General features: G+C 67.2%; 16 protein-coding genes and 1 pseudogene. 7 read left to right on the top strand and 10 right to left on the bottom strand.

Going from position 1 to position 19,125, the window contains the following annotated elements:
* Positions 1-380: 380 nt before the first annotated feature.
* Positions 381-1,910 (bottom strand): amino acid permease, encoded by a 1,530-nt coding sequence (locus tag RCO28_RS16630; protein ID WP_308941904.1) that lies wholly within the window; start codon positions 1,908-1,910, stop codon positions 381-383.
* 412 nt (positions 1,911-2,322) lie between these two features.
* On the opposite strand from RCO28_RS16630, the gene RCO28_RS16625 reads away from it, so the two are divergent.
* The 4 genes from RCO28_RS16625 to RCO28_RS16610 all read left to right on the top strand — a co-directional run bounded on the left by RCO28_RS16625 (position 2,323) and on the right by RCO28_RS16610 (position 6,259).
* Complete coding sequence (locus tag RCO28_RS16625) at positions 2,323-3,684, top strand: NAD-dependent succinate-semialdehyde dehydrogenase (RefSeq protein ID WP_308941903.1); 1,362 nt, start codon at positions 2,323-2,325, stop codon at positions 3,682-3,684.
* A gap of 137 nt (positions 3,685-3,821) precedes the next feature.
* Positions 3,822-4,616, top strand: a complete 795-nt coding sequence (locus RCO28_RS16620; protein ID WP_308941902.1) for an SDR family oxidoreductase — start codon at positions 3,822-3,824, stop codon at positions 4,614-4,616.
* 108 nt (positions 4,617-4,724) lie between these two features.
* Positions 4,725-5,474 (top strand): SDR family oxidoreductase, encoded by a 750-nt coding sequence (locus RCO28_RS16615; protein ID WP_308941901.1) that lies wholly within the window; start codon positions 4,725-4,727, stop codon positions 5,472-5,474.
* On the top strand, positions 5,375-6,259 hold the full coding sequence (locus RCO28_RS16610) for a VOC family protein (RefSeq protein ID WP_308941900.1): 885 nt from the start codon (positions 5,375-5,377) through the stop codon (positions 6,257-6,259). The genes RCO28_RS16615 and RCO28_RS16610 overlap by 100 nt, the downstream gene beginning before the upstream one ends.
* Positions 6,260-6,313: 54 nt before the next feature.
* Here RCO28_RS16610 and RCO28_RS16605 read toward each other — a convergent pair whose 3' ends face one another.
* The 5 genes from RCO28_RS16605 to RCO28_RS16585 all read right to left on the bottom strand — a co-directional run bounded on the left by RCO28_RS16605 (position 6,314) and on the right by RCO28_RS16585 (position 11,156).
* Positions 6,314-6,895, bottom strand: a complete 582-nt coding sequence (locus RCO28_RS16605) for a TetR/AcrR family transcriptional regulator (protein ID WP_308941899.1) — start codon at positions 6,893-6,895, stop codon at positions 6,314-6,316.
* Positions 6,896-6,987: 92 nt separating this feature from the next.
* The gene (locus RCO28_RS16600) at positions 6,988-7,956 is read right to left on the bottom strand and encodes a PDR/VanB family oxidoreductase (RefSeq protein WP_308941898.1); all 969 of its coding nucleotides are present in this window, start codon (positions 7,954-7,956) and stop codon (positions 6,988-6,990) included.
* 156 nt (positions 7,957-8,112) lie between these two features.
* Positions 8,113-9,093 (bottom strand): 3-hydroxyacyl-CoA dehydrogenase NAD-binding domain-containing protein, encoded by a 981-nt coding sequence (locus RCO28_RS16595; protein ID WP_308941897.1) that lies wholly within the window; start codon positions 9,091-9,093, stop codon positions 8,113-8,115.
* Positions 9,080-10,009, bottom strand: coding sequence for a 3-keto-5-aminohexanoate cleavage protein (locus RCO28_RS16590; protein ID WP_308941896.1), 930 nt, complete (start codon positions 10,007-10,009; stop codon positions 9,080-9,082). Before RCO28_RS16590 ends, RCO28_RS16595 begins: the two co-directional genes overlap by 14 nt.
* Before the next feature lie 7 nt (positions 10,010-10,016).
* Entirely contained in the window at positions 10,017-11,156 is a 1,140-nt protein-coding gene (locus RCO28_RS16585) for a ring-hydroxylating oxygenase subunit alpha (protein ID WP_308941895.1), read from the bottom strand.
* Between the two features lie 346 nt (positions 11,157-11,502).
* Here RCO28_RS16585 and RCO28_RS16580 point away from each other — a divergent pair, with 346 nt between their 5' ends.
* A complete protein-coding gene (locus RCO28_RS16580) occupies positions 11,503-13,953 on the top strand; it encodes an FAD-dependent oxidoreductase (protein WP_308941894.1) in 2,451 nt (816 codons plus the stop codon).
* Positions 13,954-14,431: 478 nt separating this feature from the next.
* On the opposite strand, the gene RCO28_RS16575 is transcribed toward RCO28_RS16580, so the two are convergent.
* On the bottom strand, positions 14,432-14,965 hold the full coding sequence (locus tag RCO28_RS16575; RefSeq protein ID WP_374991174.1) for an iron-containing alcohol dehydrogenase: 534 nt from the start codon (positions 14,963-14,965) through the stop codon (positions 14,432-14,434).
* A 290-nt stretch (positions 14,966-15,255) separates the two neighbouring features.
* Positions 15,256-15,603 (bottom strand): SH3 domain-containing protein, encoded by a 348-nt coding sequence (locus RCO28_RS16570; RefSeq protein ID WP_308941893.1) that lies wholly within the window; start codon positions 15,601-15,603, stop codon positions 15,256-15,258.
* A gap of 345 nt (positions 15,604-15,948) precedes the next feature.
* Between RCO28_RS16570 and RCO28_RS16565 the strand changes: the two genes are divergently transcribed.
* Positions 15,949-16,137 (top strand): helix-turn-helix domain-containing protein, encoded by a 189-nt coding sequence (locus tag RCO28_RS16565; protein WP_308941892.1) that lies wholly within the window; start codon positions 15,949-15,951, stop codon positions 16,135-16,137.
* A 73-nt stretch (positions 16,138-16,210) separates the two neighbouring features.
* On the opposite strand, the gene RCO28_RS16560 is transcribed toward RCO28_RS16565, so the two are convergent.
* On the bottom strand, positions 16,211-17,374 hold the full coding sequence (locus tag RCO28_RS16560) for a tyrosine-type recombinase/integrase (RefSeq protein WP_308941891.1): 1,164 nt from the start codon (positions 17,372-17,374) through the stop codon (positions 16,211-16,213).
* Between the two features lie 94 nt (positions 17,375-17,468).
* Here RCO28_RS16560 and RCO28_RS16555 point away from each other — a divergent pair.
* Positions 17,469-17,633, top strand: a pseudogene (locus tag RCO28_RS16555) (pirin family protein); the annotation flags it as partial.
* A 124-nt stretch (positions 17,634-17,757) separates the two neighbouring features.
* Here RCO28_RS16555 and RCO28_RS16550 read toward each other — a convergent pair.
* The gene (locus RCO28_RS16550; RefSeq protein WP_308941890.1) at positions 17,758-19,116 is read right to left on the bottom strand and encodes an FAD-dependent oxidoreductase; all 1,359 of its coding nucleotides are present in this window, start codon (positions 19,114-19,116) and stop codon (positions 17,758-17,760) included.
* Positions 19,117-19,125: the final 9 nt, after the last annotated feature.

Below are 19,125 nucleotides of genomic sequence, written 5' to 3'. Positions count from 1 at the left end.
GCCCGCCGAGACAACGAGCAACAAGGTCGGGCCGGCGCTTGGCTCGCGGCACAGAAGTGCGTCCCGCGCGGCGGGCCCAGCCGGGCCCGCCTGTAACCGCGATGGTGCACCGTCAAGGTGCCCGGGGATGCGGGGCTCTCAGAAACCCAGTTGTCGGCGTCTGTCAGCACTCGTTGTTGTCCCCCTGACGCCGCTCTCGCTGAGGTTCCACACCAACTACGCGGCGTTTTCGCCACGCGTCGAGCGCCAACTCATGCCGTTCGGCATAGAGGTGCGCGAAGTCCTTGATGCCATGGGTACATGAGCCTCCAACGTCCCAGGCTGCGCCCGATGGTTATGGGCACGGCTAGGGGCTCGCGGTCGTGAGTGCCAAGTACGAGTCACGATGCCTCGTGGCCGGCGGAGGCTCGGTGTTCGGGCAGGCAACCCAACTGGTGGCGACCACGCAGCAAAAACCAGCACAACCCGCCCAGCGCGACGACTCCGATGAACAGGAACCCGATCCACTTCAGCCATCCTGAGCCGTAGACCTCGGCCCGCGGCCAGATCAGATTCACCGTCATCCCGGCACCCCACAGCACCGCCAGAATGTTCACCGGCAGCCCGAAGCGACCCAGGCTGAAGTACCCCTTCTGTTGACCGTCCGGCCATTGGCCCCGCAGGCGTTTGACCAGCATGGGGACGGTAACCAGCAGATACGCAAGGTAGATCATGATGATCGCGACGCTGGTGAGGGCGGTGAAGACTTCCGGAGCCCCGATGCCGGCGACCAGGGTCACGATGGCCACCACTCCGATGACAACGGCCGGTACCACCGGTGTCTTGCGGACAGGGTCGATCCGCGCGAGCGTGGCGCCGGCCGGCAGCGCGTTGTCGCGGGCCATCGCGAACATCAGCCGGATCGCCGCGGTGTGCACGGCCAGCAGACAGACGACCACCGCGAGAGCGATCGCGATCAGGGCCAAACGCCCGAACCCGCCGCCGAACACCACCATCAAGACCCACTGGCCACCGCCGCTCTTGTCGGCCATCGCGGGATCCGACAGATTCGGCGCAGCCAAGATGATCAATAGCAGGATCAGTCCGCCGAGCACGAACGAGGCGAGAACCGCGTTCAGGACGGCCGATGGGGCGTTGCGCCGGGGATCGATCGTCTCTTCTCCCAGCGAGCTGGCGGTGTCGAAGCCGTACATCACGTACGACGACGCCAGCGCTGCGACCAGGAACACTGAGAAGTAGCCCCCGGGCGCGCCGGCCCCGGCACCGTGTGTGTCGAGGAGTACCGACGGCGGGTTCACGATGTTGAACGCAAGGCCGACGATGATCGCCACCGCCGCGATCAGCTCGAGGAACACGCCGGCCGAGTTGATGCGCGCCATCAGCTTGACGCCCATCGCGTTGACCACGGTCGTGAACACGATCAGGGCCGAGCCGAGCAGGACTCCGTTGACGGCAGCATCGCCTGGATCAGCGACGTCGCCTATCAGCTGGAAGCCGGACCAGATCTGCGGGAGCGTCAGCTGCAGGGCCAGAGCCACCGCCGCGAGCGAGACCACCGAAGCGGCGAACATCATCCATCCGGCCAGCCACGATACGGCCGGGCCGGCGAGACGTTTCGACCAGTTGTAGACGGACCCTGCGACCGGGTATCGGGCGGCGAGTTCGGCGAAGGAGAGAGCGACCATGAACTGGCCGGCGAAGACGAGCGGCCAGGACCACCAATAGGCCGCGCCGCCGGTGCCGAATCCGAAGTAGAAGAGCTGGAACGTGCCGGTCAAGATCGAGATGTAGCTGATCCCAGCCGCGAAACTCGCGAACTTTCCGACACTGCGGCTCAGGGTCTGGCTGTATCCGAAGTCAGCAAGGCCGTCATCGGTCTCCGCCGCTTTCCTGGCTGGTGCGGTCGTCACTAAGAACCTCCGTGATCTCCTTGGGCTCCTGGTTTCACCAGGGCCGGTCCGGTAGGCGCTCGCGTCTCGAACGGTGCTTGTTCACGTGCCGGCAGCCGCGAGTGGGGCAAGTGTCTGCTTGAACGAACGACCAGGCAACCCCTTGAACGAACGACCAATCGCGACTCGGCGATCACCGCCGGGTCGGCAACGTGCCCTCAGTGCCCCTCAACAGCGCTGATATCAGATCGACTTGTGCTACCAGCGCTCAGCAGGAGGCCGGCGGTATGTCACAGGACCGGCGCAGCGAGGAGCGACCAACAAAGACGGTCGACTCGGGTCGATGAGATCCGAATCCAGACCTTGAACGCACGTTCAAGGTCTGCCACTGTGTGTGCTGCCCTGACCGACGAGGCCCGGCTGAAGGATGCCCATGAGCCAGTACGCAGTCATCAATCCCGCGACCGACGAGCTGGTACGGCAGTTTCCGACGAGTACGGACGAGGCGCTCGAGGCCGCTCTTCGAGCAACCCACACAACCCAGGCCTGCTGGGCAGGCGAGACCACCGTGGAGCAACGGGCGGCCCTCATCTCACGAGTGGGCGAGCTGCACTCAGAGCGGCGTACGGAACTCGCGCAGATCATCGTCCGTGAGATGGGCAAACCCATTGAGCAGGCGCTGGGTGAGGTGGACTTCTGCGCCGACATCTACCGCTTCTCCGCCGAAGTGGCGCCGTCCTGTCTGGCGGACGAGGAGATCCGGCTGCGGTCCGGCCGCGCGCTGATCCGCACCGCCCCGCTCGGTGTCCTTCTGGGGATCATGCCGTGGAACTATCCCGCCTACCAGGTCGCGCGTTTCGCCGCACCGAACCTCCTGATCGGCAACACGATCCTGCTCAAGCACGCCCCGCAGTGCCCGGAGTCGTCTGCCTTCCTGGAGCAGCTCTTCATCGACGCCGGGCTGCCCGCTCAGGCGTACACCAACATCTACGCCGACAACGACCAGGTGGCGAAGCTGATCGCCGACCCGCAGGTCAGAGGCGTGTCCCTGACGGGTTCCGAACGTGCCGGTCAGGCGGTGGCCGAACTCGCGGGCCGTCACCTCAAGAAGGTTGTCCTGGAACTGGGCGGCTCGGACGCCTTCCTCGTCCTGACCGGCGACGACCTCGACACCGTGGTCGAGAAGGCGATCGCTGCGCGGCTCGAGAACGGCGGTCAGGCGTGCAACTCCGCGAAGCGGATCATTGTCGTCGATGACGTGTACGAGCAATTCGCCGAACGATTCATCGAACTCTTCACAGCGCTGGAGGCCGGCGATCCGACGGATCCCGGAACCGTACTGGGGCCACTGTCCTCAAGTGCAGCCGCAGAGCGGCTGGAAGCGCAGGTCCAGCGCGCGGTCCAGCACGGGGCGACTCTTCACCGGCGGGAGCCCGGGCGCGGCACCTTCGTATCGCCTGCTGTGCTCACCGGTGTGACTCCGGACAATCCCGTGTACCACGAGGAACTGTTCGGTCCCGTCGCTGCCCTGCACCGGGTGGACGACGAGGAGCACGCCGTGGCTCTCGCCAACGACACGCAGTTCGGCCTCGGTTCGTACGTCTTCACTCCGGACCTCGAACAGGCGATGCGAGTGGCGGACCGGCTCGACGTCGGGATGGTCTTCGTGAACGACGTCGGTGTCGAAGGAGCCGAGCTCCCGTTCGGCGGCGTCAAACGCTCCGGGACCGGCCGGGAGTTGGGGCGTCTGGCGTTCAACGAGTTCGTGAACAAGAAGATGATCCGATTCGCCTGACCGCAGGCGTGCGGCGCAGCGATCAGGCGAATCGAATCGGTGGCTCCACTGTCCCGTAGTCGAAATTTGCCTCGCGTTCCGCACCATGCACGAAACACGACACAGAAGTCGCTGCGACCACAGGGAGGAACGAGCACGTGAAGCTGAGTGGGAAGACCGCTTTGGTCACCGGTGGCCGGGGAGGGATAGGCCGGGCGATCGTCGCGCGTTTCTTGAGTGAGGGGGCCACGGTCTACGTCGCGGACCTGGCCGCGCAAGAGCCTGCAACGGTGGACGAAGCTGACGGAAGCCTGTTCCTACCCATGGACGTCGCCTGCCAGGAAGACGTCGCGGCGGCCATGTCACACGTCCGAGAGAACGTCGGCAGACTAAACATCCTCGTCAACGCCGCCGGCATCGAGCTCGAGAAGTCGATCGAGGACACGACTCTGGAGGAGTGGAACCGCTCCTTCGCCGTCAACGTGACGGGCACCTTTCTGACCTGCAAGTACGCGCTGCCCTTGCTCCGGAATGCCACACAAGAGGGCCTGACCTCCTCGGTGATCAACTTCGGCTCGTACGACGGATTCCTGGCCGACCCCGGGCTTGCGGCCTACTGCGCCACCAAGGGTGCGGTACACGCCCTGACTCGCGCCATGGCCTGCGATCACGGCCCCGAAGGCATCCGGGTCAACGCGGTCTGCCCGGGTTACATCGACACTCCGATGCTGCAAGGCTTCTTCAGCGGCGCCGGATCGGGCGGCAAGGGGCGCAGCATCGAGGAACTGCAGGAGGCCGTCCGTGCCGTGCACCCGATCCGTCGGTACGGCACGCCGGAGGACATCGCGAACCTCGTGAACTGGTTGGCGTCGGACGAAGCAGGCTACGCCTCGGGCCAACTATGGGTCCTCGACGGCGGGTTGTCCGCACAAGTACAGCAGATGAGGGTGTGAGGACATGACGAGAACAACGACCGCACGCGCCCTGCAGCCAGGCGTGCCGCAACCCGGCCGCATGCCCGGGTGCCGCAACAGGCAACCCTTCGCCGGCGAGGTCGTCCAGTGACGGCGCACACCGCCATCGTCACGGGCGGAGGCCGTGGCATCGGGCGCGCCATCGTGGAGCGGCTGCGCACCGAAGGAGCCCGGATCGTGACGTGTGGCCGCGGCGATCGCCCCGCCGATCTGGCGGCAGACATCCGGTGGGTGCGGGCCGACGTCTCGCGCGTCGCGGACGCCGAGAGCGTCGTGGCGGAGGCGAACAGGATGTTCGGTCCGGTCTCGCTCCTTGTCAACAACGCCGGCGTTCAGGTGGAGAAGACCGTCCAGGAAACCACCGACGAGGACTGGGACCTGGTGATGGGCGTGAACTGCCGGGGGGTGTTCCACACCTGCCGCGCCGTTCTGCCGCAGATGACCGAGCACGGTGGCGTGATCGTCAACATCGGTTCGATCTCAGGAACGGTGGCGGACCCCTCCATGGCCCTCTACAACGCGTCCAAGGCCTTCGTGCACGGGCTCACCCGCTCCATCGCCGTTGACCACGGACCGAAGGTGCGGTGCAATGCCGTGCAACCAGGATGGGTCATGACCGCGATGGCAGAGGACGGTTTCGCGCTCGCGCGCGACCCCGAGGCAGCCCGACGAGATGCCCTTGCCCGCCATCCTCTGGGGCGGTTCGGGGAACCGGCGGACATCGCGGCTGCCGTGGCGTGGCTTGCCTCCGACGAATCCCGGTACGTCACGGGCCAGTGCTTCACCATCGACGGCGGTCTGACCGCCGGCTCCCCGCTCCGGCCGGGGCTGCTGTGACGGCCCCGCGCACCGCCGCGACGGGCGGAACAGGCATAGATCTGGACCACACCTCGTTCGCCGTGCACGACGCGATGCGTTGGGCACGGTTCTTGCGCCGGAAACTGGGGGCCACACCGATCAGCGGCGAGACCCTGCCGGAATTCCGGTACCTGTTGCTGTACGTCGGGGCCCCGGAGCAAGGGGCCCGCCTGGAGTTGATGGAACCGCAGGGCGACGGCTTCCTCACCCGCAACCTGGCAAAGCGCGGGGAGGGGCCGCACCACGTGACGTTCACCGTGCCGGACCTGCGCGCCGCGGTGGCGCGCGTTCGGGCGCTCGGCTCGACGGTGGTGGGCGAGAGTTATGAACACCCGCCCTGGCACGAGGCGTTCATCGTTCCCGACGACAAGCACGCGGTGGTCATCCAGCTCGCCCAGTCCGATCGTCGTTACCCGGGGCCGGAGGACTTGCTGACCACCTGCGCACGGGACCCGGAGAGCCTTCCGAGTGTCAGCGGCGCGACTGAGCCGTTGTGGTGGACGTCGCTGTGGGGGACGCCGGTCGAAACCACTGCGCGCCTGGGAGCGACACATCTCGCCTCCACGGACCTGGCGTTCTCCCGCCGTCTTTTCGAAGGCGTCCTGGGCGGAGAACTGCGTGCAGAGGACGAGCACTTCGACTTCTCGTGGCCAGGTGGCTCCGTGCGCGTGCACGCTGCCGAGCGGCCAGGCATCCTTGGGATGGCCCTTCACGGCAGCGGATTCACCAGCGTACGGATCGGCTCCGCAAGCCTGAGAGCGTGACTCCCCCCGGGCGCGGGGCTCCCATCTCAGAGGGAGCTGCCTGTCTCGGGCGGACTACTCGAAGGCGATCTCTTCACAACGGGCGACACTGCGCCGGATGGCGGCGCGGTTGAGCCCCAGCAGAGCGGTGAGCCACATGCCGTTCTGGACGACGTCGATGTCGGTGGCCCGGCGATTGGCCTCTGCTCGGGAGAGGTCCGGTCGGGCCGCACGGATGAGCGACGCCAGAGCGGCGCGGTAGCGCTTCTGGGCAGCGGTGTTGATGTCTTCGAAGTCAGGGTGGGCCTGTGCGAGCGCCCACAACTGGAGCCGGAGGGACAGGTACTGCGTCGTGAGGAACTCGGCGCTGGCGACCCGGCGGAGGGCGGCTCGGAGGTTCTCCTCAGGGCCCTTCGCCGGGTTCGGATCGACCATGGTCATGTCCTGGCGCTCGATACGGCGCAGTGCCGCACCGATCAGGGTGACCTTGTCGTCGTAGTAGTAGTTCACGAGCCCGAGGGAGACACCCGCCTGACGTGCCACCGCACGCATGCTGATCCCCGCGATGCCGTGCTCCGACAGGAGAACGAGCACGGCATCTAGGATCCGTTCCTCCCGGTCGACCTTCTTCTCAGGTTCCGCTGTCCCGTCGTTCATCAGGCCGAGACTAGCCGTTGTACGGGGCCGGTTCCGCATCGGCCTGCCCTTGCTCCGGTAGGCATCGAGGGCTTACGAACTGGTCCACGTCGTCACAGGTCAAGTACCAGCTTCGCGCTGCGCGCCCGTCCTACGCAGAGGAGCATCGTCCCCTCCGCCTCGTGTTCATCGGGCGACATGAGCGTGCCGCGGTGTTCAGGCTCGCCGTCGAGGACGCGGGTCTCGCACGTCCCGCAGTAGCCCTCCTGGCAGGAGGAGTCGATGTCAGGCCGCACGGCCCGTATCGCCTCCAGGAGGCTCTGATCCGCGGAGACGGTCAGTGTCGTGCCGGACCTGTGGAGCTCCACCTCGAAGGCCGAGTCGACGCCAGTATCCGGTGAGGCATCGGCGGCGGAGAACCGCTCGATGTGCAGCCGGTCGGCGCACCCGGCCCGGGCGCACGCCTCCGTCACGGCGGCCAACATCGGCGCCGGGCCGCAGCAGTACACGCGCGTCTCCTGCGACACCGATGCGACGACTCGGTCCAGATCCGGCAGCCCGACCTCGTCCTGGGGTACGAGTGTTACCCGGTCGGGGTGGGCCGTGGCGAGCTCGTCGGCGAAGGCCATGCACCGTCGGCTGCGTCCTCCGTAGACCAGTCGCCAGGAGATCCCGCGACGGTGCAGGTCCTCGGCCATGGACTTGAGCGGGGTGATGCCGATCCCGCCGGCGATCAAGATGAACTCGGGTGCGTCGACCAGGGGGAAGTGGTTGCGGGGCGCGGAGCCGGTGACTTCGACGCCGACCTCCAGCCTGTCGTAGGCCTCCACAGATCCGCCGCGGCCGTTCGCCTCCCGTTGGACACAGACGACATAGGTGTCGCGGGCTGCAGGGTCACCGCACAGGGAGTACTGGCGCAACAGGGCAGAAGGGAGCCGCAGTTCCAGGTGCGCGCCGGGCTCCCACTGAGGCAGGTCGGCGCCGTCGACTGCGGAGAACTCCAGCTCCACGACACCAACGGCCCGCACCGTCCTGCGTGTCACCCTCAATTTCAGCGACGTGCTGTCGCTCACAACGGACATGAAGGGACTGCTCCTCCCCGGTGGTGCGGATGGCGCAGTCGACACGTCCGATTCCGGGCCGGTCATGTCGACTGCGGTGCGGGCCATCCGCGGTCGTGGCCGCTCGTGCACCCTGCGGCAGGGAATGGGAGCGCGCATTCCGCGTCCCCGGAAGGGCTATCGCGCGTTCGGCGGAGACTTCCGACTGCTTCGGGCGAGCGCGATCATGCTGGTGATCAGCGCGTCACGCTGTTGCGCCAGGTTGTCGACCGAAAGCTTCTCGCTGATCGGGCGCAGTCCCTCCACCAGACGTTCGGCCGTCGGCCCGTCGAGGTGCGGGCGGCCCAGGCTGTCGAACCAGCGGTTGAAGCTGTCGGCGTAGCGCTCACAGAAGGCCGCGAGGCCACCATCGCCCGCTCCGAGGTGGAACAGCATGGTGGGACCCATCGCCGCCCACCGCAGTCCGGGGCCGGCGGCGACCGCGGTGTCGACGTCCTCGACGCTCGCTACGCCCTCGTTGACCAGGTGGATGGCCTCGCGCCAGAGCGCGGCCTGCAACCGGTTGGCGACATGGCCCGGGACCTCGCGCCTGACCTCGATCGTCACCTTGCCGATCGCTTCGTAGAAGGTGCGTGCCCGCTCCACCGTTCCTGAGGCGGTCCGCTCGTTGCCCATCACCTCCACCAGGGGTATGAGGTGCGGGGGGTTGAAGGGGTGGCCGAGGACGAAGCGGCCTGGGTCGTGCCAGCCGCCCTGCATCTCCGTCAACGTCAGCCCGGAGGCCGAAGATGCGACGACCGTGCCGTCGTCGAGGGCCGGTTCGATGGCCGCGTACAACTCGTGCTTGACACCCAGCTGTTCGGGGACGCTCTCCTGGACGAACTGTGCGCCCTCGACGGCCGTGCGGGCGTCCTTGGTGAAGTGCAGGGCGCCGGGGTCGCCGTGTGCGGTAAGGCCGAGTTGCGTCAGCACGGGCCAGGCGGTGTCCACGGCTTGCCGGACCCGCTGCTCGGCGCGCGGGTCAGGGTCGAACACGGTTACGGAGGTGCCGGCGGCCAGGAACAGCGCGGTCCAGCTCTGGCCGATCACTCCGCCGCCGAGGCTCGCCACCCGGGTGACGTCGCTCGCCGCGGTGGCCTTGGGTTCAGAATGCGACATGGTCCGCTCCCTTCAGGCCGAGCCGGTCGCGCGCCTCGGCCGGTGTGGCGACGGTGTGGCCGAGGCCCTCGACGATGGTGCGGATCTTCGTGACCTGGGCGGCGTTGGACGGGGCGAGGGCGCCGGGGCCGATGTAGAGGCTGTCCTCAAGGCCGACCCTGAGGTTGCCGCCGAGCATGGCCGCCTGGGTCGCGAAGGACATCTGGTGCCGCCCGGCAGCCAGTACGGACCACTCGTAGTCGTCGCCGAAGAGTTTGTCGGCGACGGTGTGCATGTGCACGAGGTTGTCCAGGTCGGCGCCCACCCCGCCGAGCACGCCGAAGACCATCTGCACGAAGAACGGCGGCCGCACCCAGCCCTGTTCGACGAGCCAGGCCAGGTTGTAGAGGTGACCGAGGTCGTAGCACTCGAACTCGAACTTCGTGCCGTGTGTGCCGCCCAGCTCCTTCACGATGTGTTCCAGGTCGGCAAAGGTGTTCTTGAAGACGAGATCGCGCGTCGACTCGAGGAACTCCGGCTCCCAATCGTGCTTCCACTCCTGGTACTTCTCCTGCATCGGGAAGATGCCGAAGTTGAGCGAGCCGACATTGAGCGAGGCCATCTCGGGCGAGGCCGCGACCGCGGCGCGCAGCCGGTCCTCGCGTGACATGCCGAGACCGCCGCCGGTCGAGATGTTGACGACGGCGTCGCACTCGGCGGCGATCCGCGGCAGGAACTGCTTGAACAGCTCCGGCCTGGGGTCGGGCCGTCCGGTCTCCGGGTCACGAGCGTGCAGATGGATGATCGCGGCGCCGGCCTCGGCGGCCTCGACGGACGCCTGGGCGATCTCGTCCGGGGTTATGGGCAGGTGCGGGGACATCGTCGGGGTGTGGATGCCGCCGGTCGGGGCGCACGTGATGATGACGGGCTTGGGCATGTGGACCTCACTTCACGAGGGTGCGGTAGGCGTCGAGGACGAGGCCGTGGAAGTGGTGCACGCCGTGCTCGGAGAGTCCGGGTGTCCGCTCGGGGTCGTACACGATCCGGCCTTGCTCGAACGCCGGTGTCTCCATGCCGCGTTGGACGCTCTCGACGAGGTCGATGTCCTGCACCTGGAGCACCTCGTCCATGTAGCGCACCGACTGCTCCTCTGCCTGGTCGAGCTCCTTGCTCTCCAGGTAGAAGTCGAGGGTCTCGCGGGTGCGGCCGGGTCCGTCCGGCAGGATCTGCAGGACCATGAAGTTGCCGCGCCCGGGATAGCGCAGCAGGCAGGTATTCGGCCAGAGCCACCACACCGAGTGCTCCTTGACGGTCGCTCCGGACACGTCGTAGGCGGCGTTCGCGCTCTTCCCGGCGTCGGCGAAGTGGCTCGACCAGATACCGTGCGTCCGCACGTCGTACGTGTCCATGTCCACGAGGGAGACGAACTCCTTGTGCGCGACGTGGCAGTGGTAGCACTCCAGGAAGTTGTCGACGACGTTCTTCCAGTTGGTCCTGATCTCGTAGTGCAGGCGCTTCGCGTGCGTGAGCCGGGCGATGTCCGGCGCGCGTTCGGTGATCTCGGCGGCGAGGTCGGGCGCCTGGTCCGCCAGCGGTTGGGCGTTCGGGTCGAGGTTGACGTACACGAAGCCGCAGAATTCCTCGACCTGGATCCGGTCGAGGCAGATCTTGCTCTTGTCGAAGGACTCCATGCGGTCCGTCTGCCGCGCTCCGACCAGCGTGCCGCTCAGGTCGTACGTCCACGCGTGGTACGGGCACACGATGGCGCGTGTCGTGCCCGCTCCGGAGAGGAGCTCGTGGGCGCGGTGCTTGCATACGTTGTAAAAGGCTCGCAGCTTCCCGGCCCGGTCACGCACGACGACCACCGGCATCTCGGCGATGGTCGCGGCGACGTAACTGCCGGGCTCCGTCAGCTTCTCCACGTGGCACACCCACTGCCAGGTGCGACCGAAGACCGCCCCCAGGTCCGCGGTGTGCCACTTCGGGTCGGTGTAGGCCTCTGCCCTGAGTGACATGGACCGCGCGGGATCCGGGTCGTAGCCGGAGGCGATCGCGCTGAACTCATCTGCGGTGAGAGCAACCATGGCGACAACATAGACCCGTTTGGACGTTCGTTCAATGGAGGTGTGGACGATCGTTCAAACACCCCGTTGATCGTCTCCTGACTCGGAATCCGACGTCGCTCAAGGGCCATTGACGGATGGGAGCGACCGTCCTACGGTGCCGCGCAGCTGGTATGTCAATCCACCATGTCTTCTGCGGCAGCGCGCCGCCCACAACGCGCACCCCCATGCCCTGAAACCGTCTGCGCCACCGGGCCAGGCGTGACCGAAGGCATCACCGACAACGCCACCGGACGGTGCGCCGAGGGCGCCCCCCGCGCTACGCGGCCACTGGCCATCCCATCGCCTCGACTCTCGGAGGAACCGCATGTCTTCGCAGCCCAAGGTGGTCGTCATCGGGGCCGGGATCGTCGGCTGCTCGCTCGCCGACGAGCTGACCGTTCGTGGCTGGACCGACGTGACCGTGCTGGAACAGGGCCCGCTGTTCGCCACCGGCGGTTCCAGCTCGCACGCCCCCGGCCTTGTCTTCCAGACCAGCCCCTCCAAGACGATGACCGAGTTCGCCCGCTACACCGTCGAGAAGGCCCGAGCCCTGGACCTGGACGGGCAGTGGTGCTTCCGCCAGGTCGGCGGACTTGAGGTCGCCACCAGCCCCGAACGCCTCGCCGAACTCCAGCGTCGCCAAGGATGGCTGACGTCGTGGGGTGTGGAGAGCCGCCTGGTCGACCCCGCCGAGGCGGCCGAACTGCACCCCCTGCTTGACCCCGGCAAGATCCTCGGTGCGTTCCACATCCCCACCGACGGCCTGGCCAAGGCACTACGGATCGGCGAGGCGCAAGCACGCCGTGCCATGGACCGGGGAGCTGTCTTTCTGGGCCACCACACCGTTACCGACATCGAGACCCGGGACGGCGCAGTGCGCGCCGTGGTGACCGACCGGGGCACCTTCCAGGCCGACATCGTGGTCTCCTGTGCCGGATTCTGGGGCCCGAAGATCGGCCACATGGCGGGCCAGCCGGTGCCTTTGGTGCCGATGGGCCACCAGTACGCCACCACCACCCCGCTCCCCTTGCTGCGAGGGCGCAACACGGAGCTGGACGAGGCCAACCTGCCGATCCTGCGCAACCAGGATGCCGGCCTGTACTACCGAGAGCTCGGCGACCGGATCGGCATCGGCTCCTACGCGCACCGGCCGCTGCCCGTGTCGGCAGACGACCTCGCCCACCCTTCGGACAGCCGGGTCATGCCCTCCGTACTGGATTTCACCGAGGCGGACTTCGCGGGTGCCTGGGCCGACTCGCAAGTGCTCCTGCCCGCCCTGTCCGAGGCCGAGGTCGCGGACGGCTTCAACGGTCTCTTCTCGTTCACGAGCGACGGGATGCCGCTGATCGGCGAATCGGGCACGGTCAAGGGCTTCTGGCTGGCCGAGGCGGTCTGGGTGACCCACTCCACGGGCGTCGCCAGGGCCGTCGCTGAGTGGATGGTCGACGGGCGCCCGGGGGTGGACGTCCACGAGTGCGACATCAACCGCTTCGAAGAGGTCCAGCTGGCGCCGAACCACGTGCACGAGCGCAGTTGCCAGAGCTTTGCCGAGATCTACGACATCATCCATCCGCACCAGTCCCCCGAGCGGCCCCGGCCGCTGCGGACGAGCCCCTTCCACAGCCGACAGCAGGAGCTGGGCGCGGTGTTCCTGGAGGGCGGCGGCTGGGAGCGCCCGCACTGGTACGAGGCGAATGCGCAGCTGCCCGAAGTCTCCCGGATCGCCGGACGCAACGCGTGGGCCTCGCGTTTCTGGTCCCCGATCGCCGGGGCGGAGGCACTGGTCACCCGGGAGCGCGTGGCGCTGTACGACATGACCCCGCTCAAGCGGTTGGAGGTCACCGGCCCTTCCGCACTGGACCTCCTCCAACGACTCACCTCGAACCAGCTCGACAAGCCCGTCGGCTCCGTGACGTACACGCTGCTGCTCGATGAGAAGGGCGGCATCCTCAGCGACCTGACCGTTGCGCGGCTTGCCGAGGACCGGTTCCAGATCGGCGCCAACGGCAACCTCGACCTGGTCCGGCTGCGGCGTCATCTGCCTGCGGACGGGACGGTCCAGGTCCGCGACCTCACCTCCGGTACCTGCTGCATCGGCCTATGGGGACCACGGGCGCGAGACCTGGTGCAGCCCCTGGCCGACATCGACTTCTCGCACGAGGGGTTCGGCTACTTCAAAGCCAAAGAGGCATTCGTCAAGGACGTACCCGTCACGGCGATGCGGCTGTCCTATGTGGGTGAGCTCGGCTGGGAGCTGTACACAACCGCGGACCTGGGCTTGCGGTTGTGGGACACCCTGTGGGAGGCGGGCCAGGAGCACGGGGTGATCGCGGCCGGCCGGTCCGCGTTCAACAGCCTGCGCTTGGAGAAGGGCTACCGGTCCTGGGGCCACGACATGACCGCCGAGCACACCCCCTATGAGGCCGGCGTCGGCTTCGCGGTACGCAAAAAGAAGGGAGAGTTCACCGGCCGAGAGGCGCTGGAGGGCATCACAAAGAACACCGTCGCGCGGCGGCTGACCGCGCTCGTGATGAAGGACCACGACGCCGTGGTGATGGGCAAGGAGCCCGTTTTCGCCGCGGGCCGAGCCGTCGGCTACGTCACCAGCGCAGCATACGGCTACACGGTCGGACACCCGATCGCCTACGCGTGGCTGCCCACCGAGTACACAGAGCCGGGAACGGCCGTCGAGATCGGCTACTTCGGCCGGAAGCTGTCGGCCGTGACCGCCGCCGAGCCACTGCTCGACCCGGAGATGACCCGCATCCGCCGCTGACACAGCGTCGAGCCGGTTCTACGATGCCCAGCCGACCGTGCAGTCATCGAGCCCCAACCGACCGAACGCCCCCGCGCTCTCACGAGGTGCCGGGCTGAATCCCCAACATAACCTCGTGTTTCGACGCCAGCACTGGCGTCGACCACCGTTTCCTCACGGTGCCCAAAGCAGCGCTCTGGCAAAGGACTTGATCGCCCACATGCGCCCATGGATCATGGGCGCTCAGGCGGTCCGCGCGCCGCGTCGTTCCTCCACCCCGAAGGCGGAAACCCGCGGTAGATCACCCCGAGGCGCGATGCCCCTGTCTCACCGGAATTGAGGCGGGGTGCCGGTCTTTGGGGCTCGGATGTGCCGACTTCAATAGGATCATTAACGGAAGTGCGAGCAGATGTTCGCCGGTGGTACGCATCCGCCCCACGGGGGTGCGGGCCGGTGTACAGATCACCTCGTGCCGACGAGAGTCGTCACAGCGCACCTGTCAGGAGTTGCTCGAGGCCGGCGCGGCCGACCGGGCGGGGGTTGGAGTATGGGTTCGCCAGGACCGCCTCCTGGAGCGCGGCGGCGCGGGCGACCAGGGGCCTGGGGGGTCGTCGACGAGCGCCGGCAGTGCGGCCGCCAGGTCGCGCACGCCCTGTTCGGCCATCGCCGCGATGACCGGCGACCCGTCGGGTGCGTAGAGTGCCTCGACGGCGTGCGCGAGGGCGTTCAGCCCGCTGGTGGCCGAGACCTCCGGCGGGAGCGTCAGGGTGAGATCGGGGTCGTAGACGACGCTGCGCGGCAGCACCGCCCGGTCCTGACCGGTCCGCTTCTGCGCGTTCTCGGTCAGGCCCCAGATCGGCGTCATCTCCGAGCCCGAGTACGTGGGGACTGCGACCACGGGAGCCCCGAACTCCAGCGCCAGGGCCTTGCCCAGGCCGATCGTGGATCCGCCGCCGACGGCGAGGTAACCGTCAGCGTCGAGCCGCCGGGCCTGCTCGGCGGCATCGAGGAAGTCGTCAACTATAGGCGGCATCACGCACGGTGACGAGATCCTGGCGTCGCAGCGGCGACGCGTTCGGAGGTGTCAACGTAGATGAGATGCGGGTGCCGGTCCTGATGCCGATGCCGGGCATGGACATCAAGCACCTGGTGGCCCCCCTTCGAGCCCGTCACCGCGCCCTACGGCGGCCACAACGCAGGGGCCGCACTCCAGCACGGAGTGCGGCCCCCGAACCGATGTGATCGCGGTCGTGCACTACGGTGCATGCCCCGCCGCGCGACGGCGCCACGGGCACTTAAGGGGATGCTTTCGTGGCCCGCTGGTCAGTCGAGACACATTCCCGCGGCGCGGTACACGTACTTCCCCGAGGCCCAGCCCTTTATGCCGGTGGTCTTGTTGATGACGTACACCCAACCGCCCGACTTCTTCTTGGCCTTGAAGCTGTGCGACTTATGCAGCACACCGCGGGCTGTGGACTTCGACGACGGGTGCGAACGGATCTTCACCGCACTCGTGCCGTGTACCGCCCAGGGGCCGGGCCCGGTGCAGTAACCACTTGTGGAACCGGGGGTCGCAGTCGGCAGGGCGGCATGGGCGGCGGACGCGGTGACGAGGGGAAGCGCTAGCGCCCCCAGGACGGACGCGGTGACGGCTATACGGGAAGTGCGCATGGGGAACCTGACCTCGTGAAGCGGGAAGCGGATGTCCAGAAACTGGCCCACACGTTTCGGTGTCGGCCGTGTCCAAGAATCAGGAGAATCCGCGGTTTGGTGAGGCCGGAAGATGGCTCTACGATGCGCCTCCGCTTCGAGGCGGTTCTGTTAGTCATTCGTAGCGACTACGCGAAGATTCCATTGCTGCCGGACGGGTCCGGTCGGCCCACTCAATCCGGGCTGTTGGGTGGGTTTGGCCGGCCGTACCGTGATTCCACGGCCAGGCCAAACCGGTCGTTGCCTGCAGGTTGGGCGCGTCTGGGTTTCCGCCCAGGCGTGTCTGAAATTCGCAGGTAGGTTCTCATGGCTGTGCAGTTCATGGATGTTAAGCAGACGGCCAACTATCTCAACATGTCTGTTCAGTGGGTCTATCGCGAGGCCCCGAGGCTTGGTCTGCGGCCGTATCGGTTCGGTGCGGGGCGGAACGCGAAGATTCAGTTCAGGATGTCCGAGGTCGAGGCGTGGGTCAGGCAGCAGCGGATACTCACCTGACGGCCGCTGTGAAGTCGTGGTCATGCCTGTGCAGTTGAGTTCGCCAGCCCGATGGGTCATGGCTCCCTCTTCCTTACACCGCGAGCCCCACGTCCAGGATCTTGGCGGCCTTGCCGATCGAGCCAGGCATGAGGTGACGGTAGATCTTGAAGGTGATGTCGAGGCTCTTGTGCCCCATCCACTCGGCGACGTCGGTGATCGGGATGCCGTTGGTGAGGCAGTTCGAGGCGAAGAAGTGGCGGAAGCCGTAGACGACCATGCCGTCAGGGATGTCTGCTTGCTCGGACTGCTTGATGTCCCGTTGCCACTGGTTCTGCAAGTAGTGGTAGGGAAATGGCCTGGTGATGTCCTTCGGGTGTCGCAGCAAGTAGCCCTCAATGGTGCCGTGCTTGTCGGCGTACCACTCGATGGTCGTCTTGATGCTGGCCGGCAGGGGGACATCGCGGTACTCGCCGACTTTGCGGTGCTTTAGGCGCGCGTACGTTCCTGTCGTCTGGTTCACCTGCTCGGTGATCCGGTAGACGTCGTCGGCGACTATGTTGTTGAGGTTGACCGCAGCAGCTTCCCCGTTGCGCATGCCACAGCCGCTCATCAGGTCGGCGAAGAGCAGGAAGGTGTCGTCGCCGGCCGTTCGTATGGTGCGGAGCTGCGCTACGGACGGGATGACGCTGCGTTCAGGGTCGTACTGGGGTGGCTTGACCCCGTCGAGGGGGTTGTCGGCGTAGAGGCCCAGACGGTGCGCGTCGAGGAGGATCGCCTTCAGCTTGTCGTAGGCGTTGGCCTGGGTGGCCATGCCTATGCCGTTGCGCTCCATGGTCTGGATGAAGCCGTCGACGACCTTATGGTCGAACGTTGCCATCCGGCGGCTGCCGAGCGTGGGGTAAAGGTGGTTTTCCAGAAGGGAGTTGAGGTGCCGAACCGAGGCCTCGGCCAGGTCGCGCTGGCTCGCCTTCCACTCGGTGGTGTACTCGGCGAACTGCATCGTGCCGTACTTCTTGATGCGCTCGGCCTTGGTCTGTCGCTGGGTCTGCGGAGCGGACCGCTTCGCGTTGTAGATCTCCGTCAAACGCTCGATGGCCAGGTTCTGGGTGGCGAACCCGGATTCCACCGTCTGCTTCCCCGTCCCGTCCCGGTACCTGATCTTGTACAGGTGCGGGCACTTGGACCACCGCGACTCGGCGTGCTCGCAGTCCTTGAAGAACGTACCCATTCCATGGGCCAACGTCTTGGTAGCCACGTGTGCTGACTCCTCGGATGCCAATGCTGACGAATTGCTGACGTCCGAGGGTCGGTTACGCCCCTGACCTGGGGAGAACCGTCATTCCTGTGGTATGTGGTGGAACTTCATCGGGCGCTCCAACGAGGATATCGCGCAGGCCCGTTCGGACTGGATGGATGGGGATCGCTTCGGTGAGGTGAAGGGGTACGACGGTGATCCGCTGCCTGCGCCGGAACTGCCCGCGGTGCCGCTGAAACCGCGGGGTCGGGTGCGCTGAGCTGGTGTTTGTCCAGCCGAGCCCGACACGCAGGGCGAATGGCCGACAGCGGCTGTGCGTTCCAGGGGTGCTTGGTCCGAAGTCGAAATCGGGGCTGTCGAGACCGAACGTGGTGTCGACAGCCTCAACGCGTGTCGAGTTCAAGCCCCTCGGCTGTGGACTCGGCACGCAGCAGGCTCTCGGCGACTCGCTGCGCCTCGGCGTAGCAGCCGTGCGTGCCTGCCGTCGCCGAGGTGTAGTCGCCCGCGAACTCGATGCCGTGGACCGGGCGGCGCAGCGCGTCCAGTACGGACAGTCGTGTGGGGGACAGGAGGGAGAAGCAGTGCGGCCAGGTCTGCCCATGCACGCCGACGACATGGCCGCGTAGTTCCGGCGCCACGATGAGGAAGTCCTTTACCCAGGCGTCGAGTTCCGACTCGTTGGTGCCGAATCCCTCCTGGTGGCCCGCGCTGTTGCCGTAGCAGACGTACTGGATGAGGGAGGCGCCCGTACGGGGATCGGTTCGGGGGCGGCCGGGTGTGGGGTTGATGACGGCGTCGAAGCGGGTGCCGACCGTGGTGAGGAAGGACCAGTCGGCCAGGTGCGGGGCGTGGCGGACATCGGCGACGACGGCGAGGGTTCTGCTGCCCGGGGTGAGGGCCTTGTCCAGGGCGTCCCGCTTCCAGCCGGGCAGGTGCGGCACGACCTCCGGCACCTGGGGTGCGGGCACGGTGACGACCACGCGGCGGGCCGCGACCGTTCTCGTGCTGCCGTCCGGCTCGCGGAGCCGGACCCGATGGGCGCCGTCGTCGAGCGGCTCGACGGACTCGACCGTCACCCCCAAGTGCACGGTTCCTTTAGGTAGTTGCTCCGCCATGCGCAGCGGAAGCTGCTGCATGCCGTCCACAGGGAAGAGCCGGTTGCGCTTCTCGTGGGCGAGGTAGGAGGCGAAGTACCGCAGGCCGTACTGGGCGGTGGTCTGCGAGGCCTTGCCGACGGCGCCGCCCCGGACAGCGGTCCTGATGATGCGGGCGACGTCCGGGTGCAGGTCGGTGAGCCGGTCCTCGACCGACTGTGCGCCGAGTTCGTCGGAGCGGGAGGCGAGTGCGCCACCGTCGGTGCAGCGCCGGTACTCGTCCATGGCTTCGTCGACGAAGGCGGTGAGCTGCTTCCTGGCCTCGTCGTCCAGGGGCAGGCGGGCGATGAGTGCCGTGTTGTCGGCGTCGACCACGGTCCGGCCGTGCACGTGGATTCCGTAGGTATCCGGCTCGAACGGCTCGGTGCGGATGCCGAGTTCGGCTGCCAGCGCTTCGGCAGGGGTGTCACGGTAGATGAACATGGCGCCGGTGTTGACGGCGAGGCCGCCGATGCCGACGCTGCGGGTGCGTCCGCCGATCCGGTCCGAGGATTCGTAGACGCCGATGTCGAGGCCGGATTCACGGAGCTGGTAGGCGGTCGTCACGCCTGCGGCGCCGGCGCCGACGATGAGTACGTCGTGCTGCATGCGGCGGAC

This window comes from Streptomyces sp. LHD-70, assembly GCF_031157275.1.
GTDB lineage: Bacteria > Actinomycetota > Actinomycetes > Streptomycetales > Streptomycetaceae > Streptomyces.
This window is presented reverse-complemented; position numbering and strand designations above follow the sequence as displayed.

Bases quoted from the DNA above. Each gene is read 5' to 3' on its own strand.
- RCO28_RS16625 (WP_308941903.1), top strand. From the start codon at position 2,323: ATGAGCCAGTACGCAGTCATCAATCCCGCGACCGACGAGCTGGTACGG.
- RCO28_RS16605 (WP_308941899.1), bottom strand. From the start codon at position 6,895: ATGAACGACGGGACAGCGGAACCTGAGAAGAAGGTCGACCGGGAGGAA.
- RCO28_RS16600 (WP_308941898.1), bottom strand. From the start codon at position 7,956: ATGTCCGTTGTGAGCGACAGCACGTCGCTGAAATTGAGGGTGACACGC.
- RCO28_RS16595 (WP_308941897.1), bottom strand. From the start codon at position 9,093: ATGTCGCATTCTGAACCCAAGGCCACCGCGGCGAGCGACGTCACCCGG.
- RCO28_RS16590 (WP_308941896.1), bottom strand. From the start codon at position 10,009: ATGCCCAAGCCCGTCATCATCACGTGCGCCCCGACCGGCGGCATCCAC.
- RCO28_RS16585 (WP_308941895.1), bottom strand. From the start codon at position 11,156: ATGGTTGCTCTCACCGCAGATGAGTTCAGCGCGATCGCCTCCGGCTAC.
- RCO28_RS16580 (WP_308941894.1), top strand. From the start codon at position 11,503: ATGTCTTCGCAGCCCAAGGTGGTCGTCATCGGGGCCGGGATCGTCGGC.
- RCO28_RS16575 (WP_374991174.1), bottom strand. From the start codon at position 14,965: ATGCCGCCTATAGTTGACGACTTCCTCGATGCCGCCGAGCAGGCCCGG.
- RCO28_RS16570 (WP_308941893.1), bottom strand. From the start codon at position 15,603: ATGCGCACTTCCCGTATAGCCGTCACCGCGTCCGTCCTGGGGGCGCTA.
- RCO28_RS16565 (WP_308941892.1), top strand. From the start codon at position 15,949: ATGGCTGTGCAGTTCATGGATGTTAAGCAGACGGCCAACTATCTCAAC.
- RCO28_RS16550 (WP_308941890.1), bottom strand. From the start codon at position 19,116: ATGCAGCACGACGTACTCATCGTCGGCGCCGGCGCCGCAGGCGTGACG.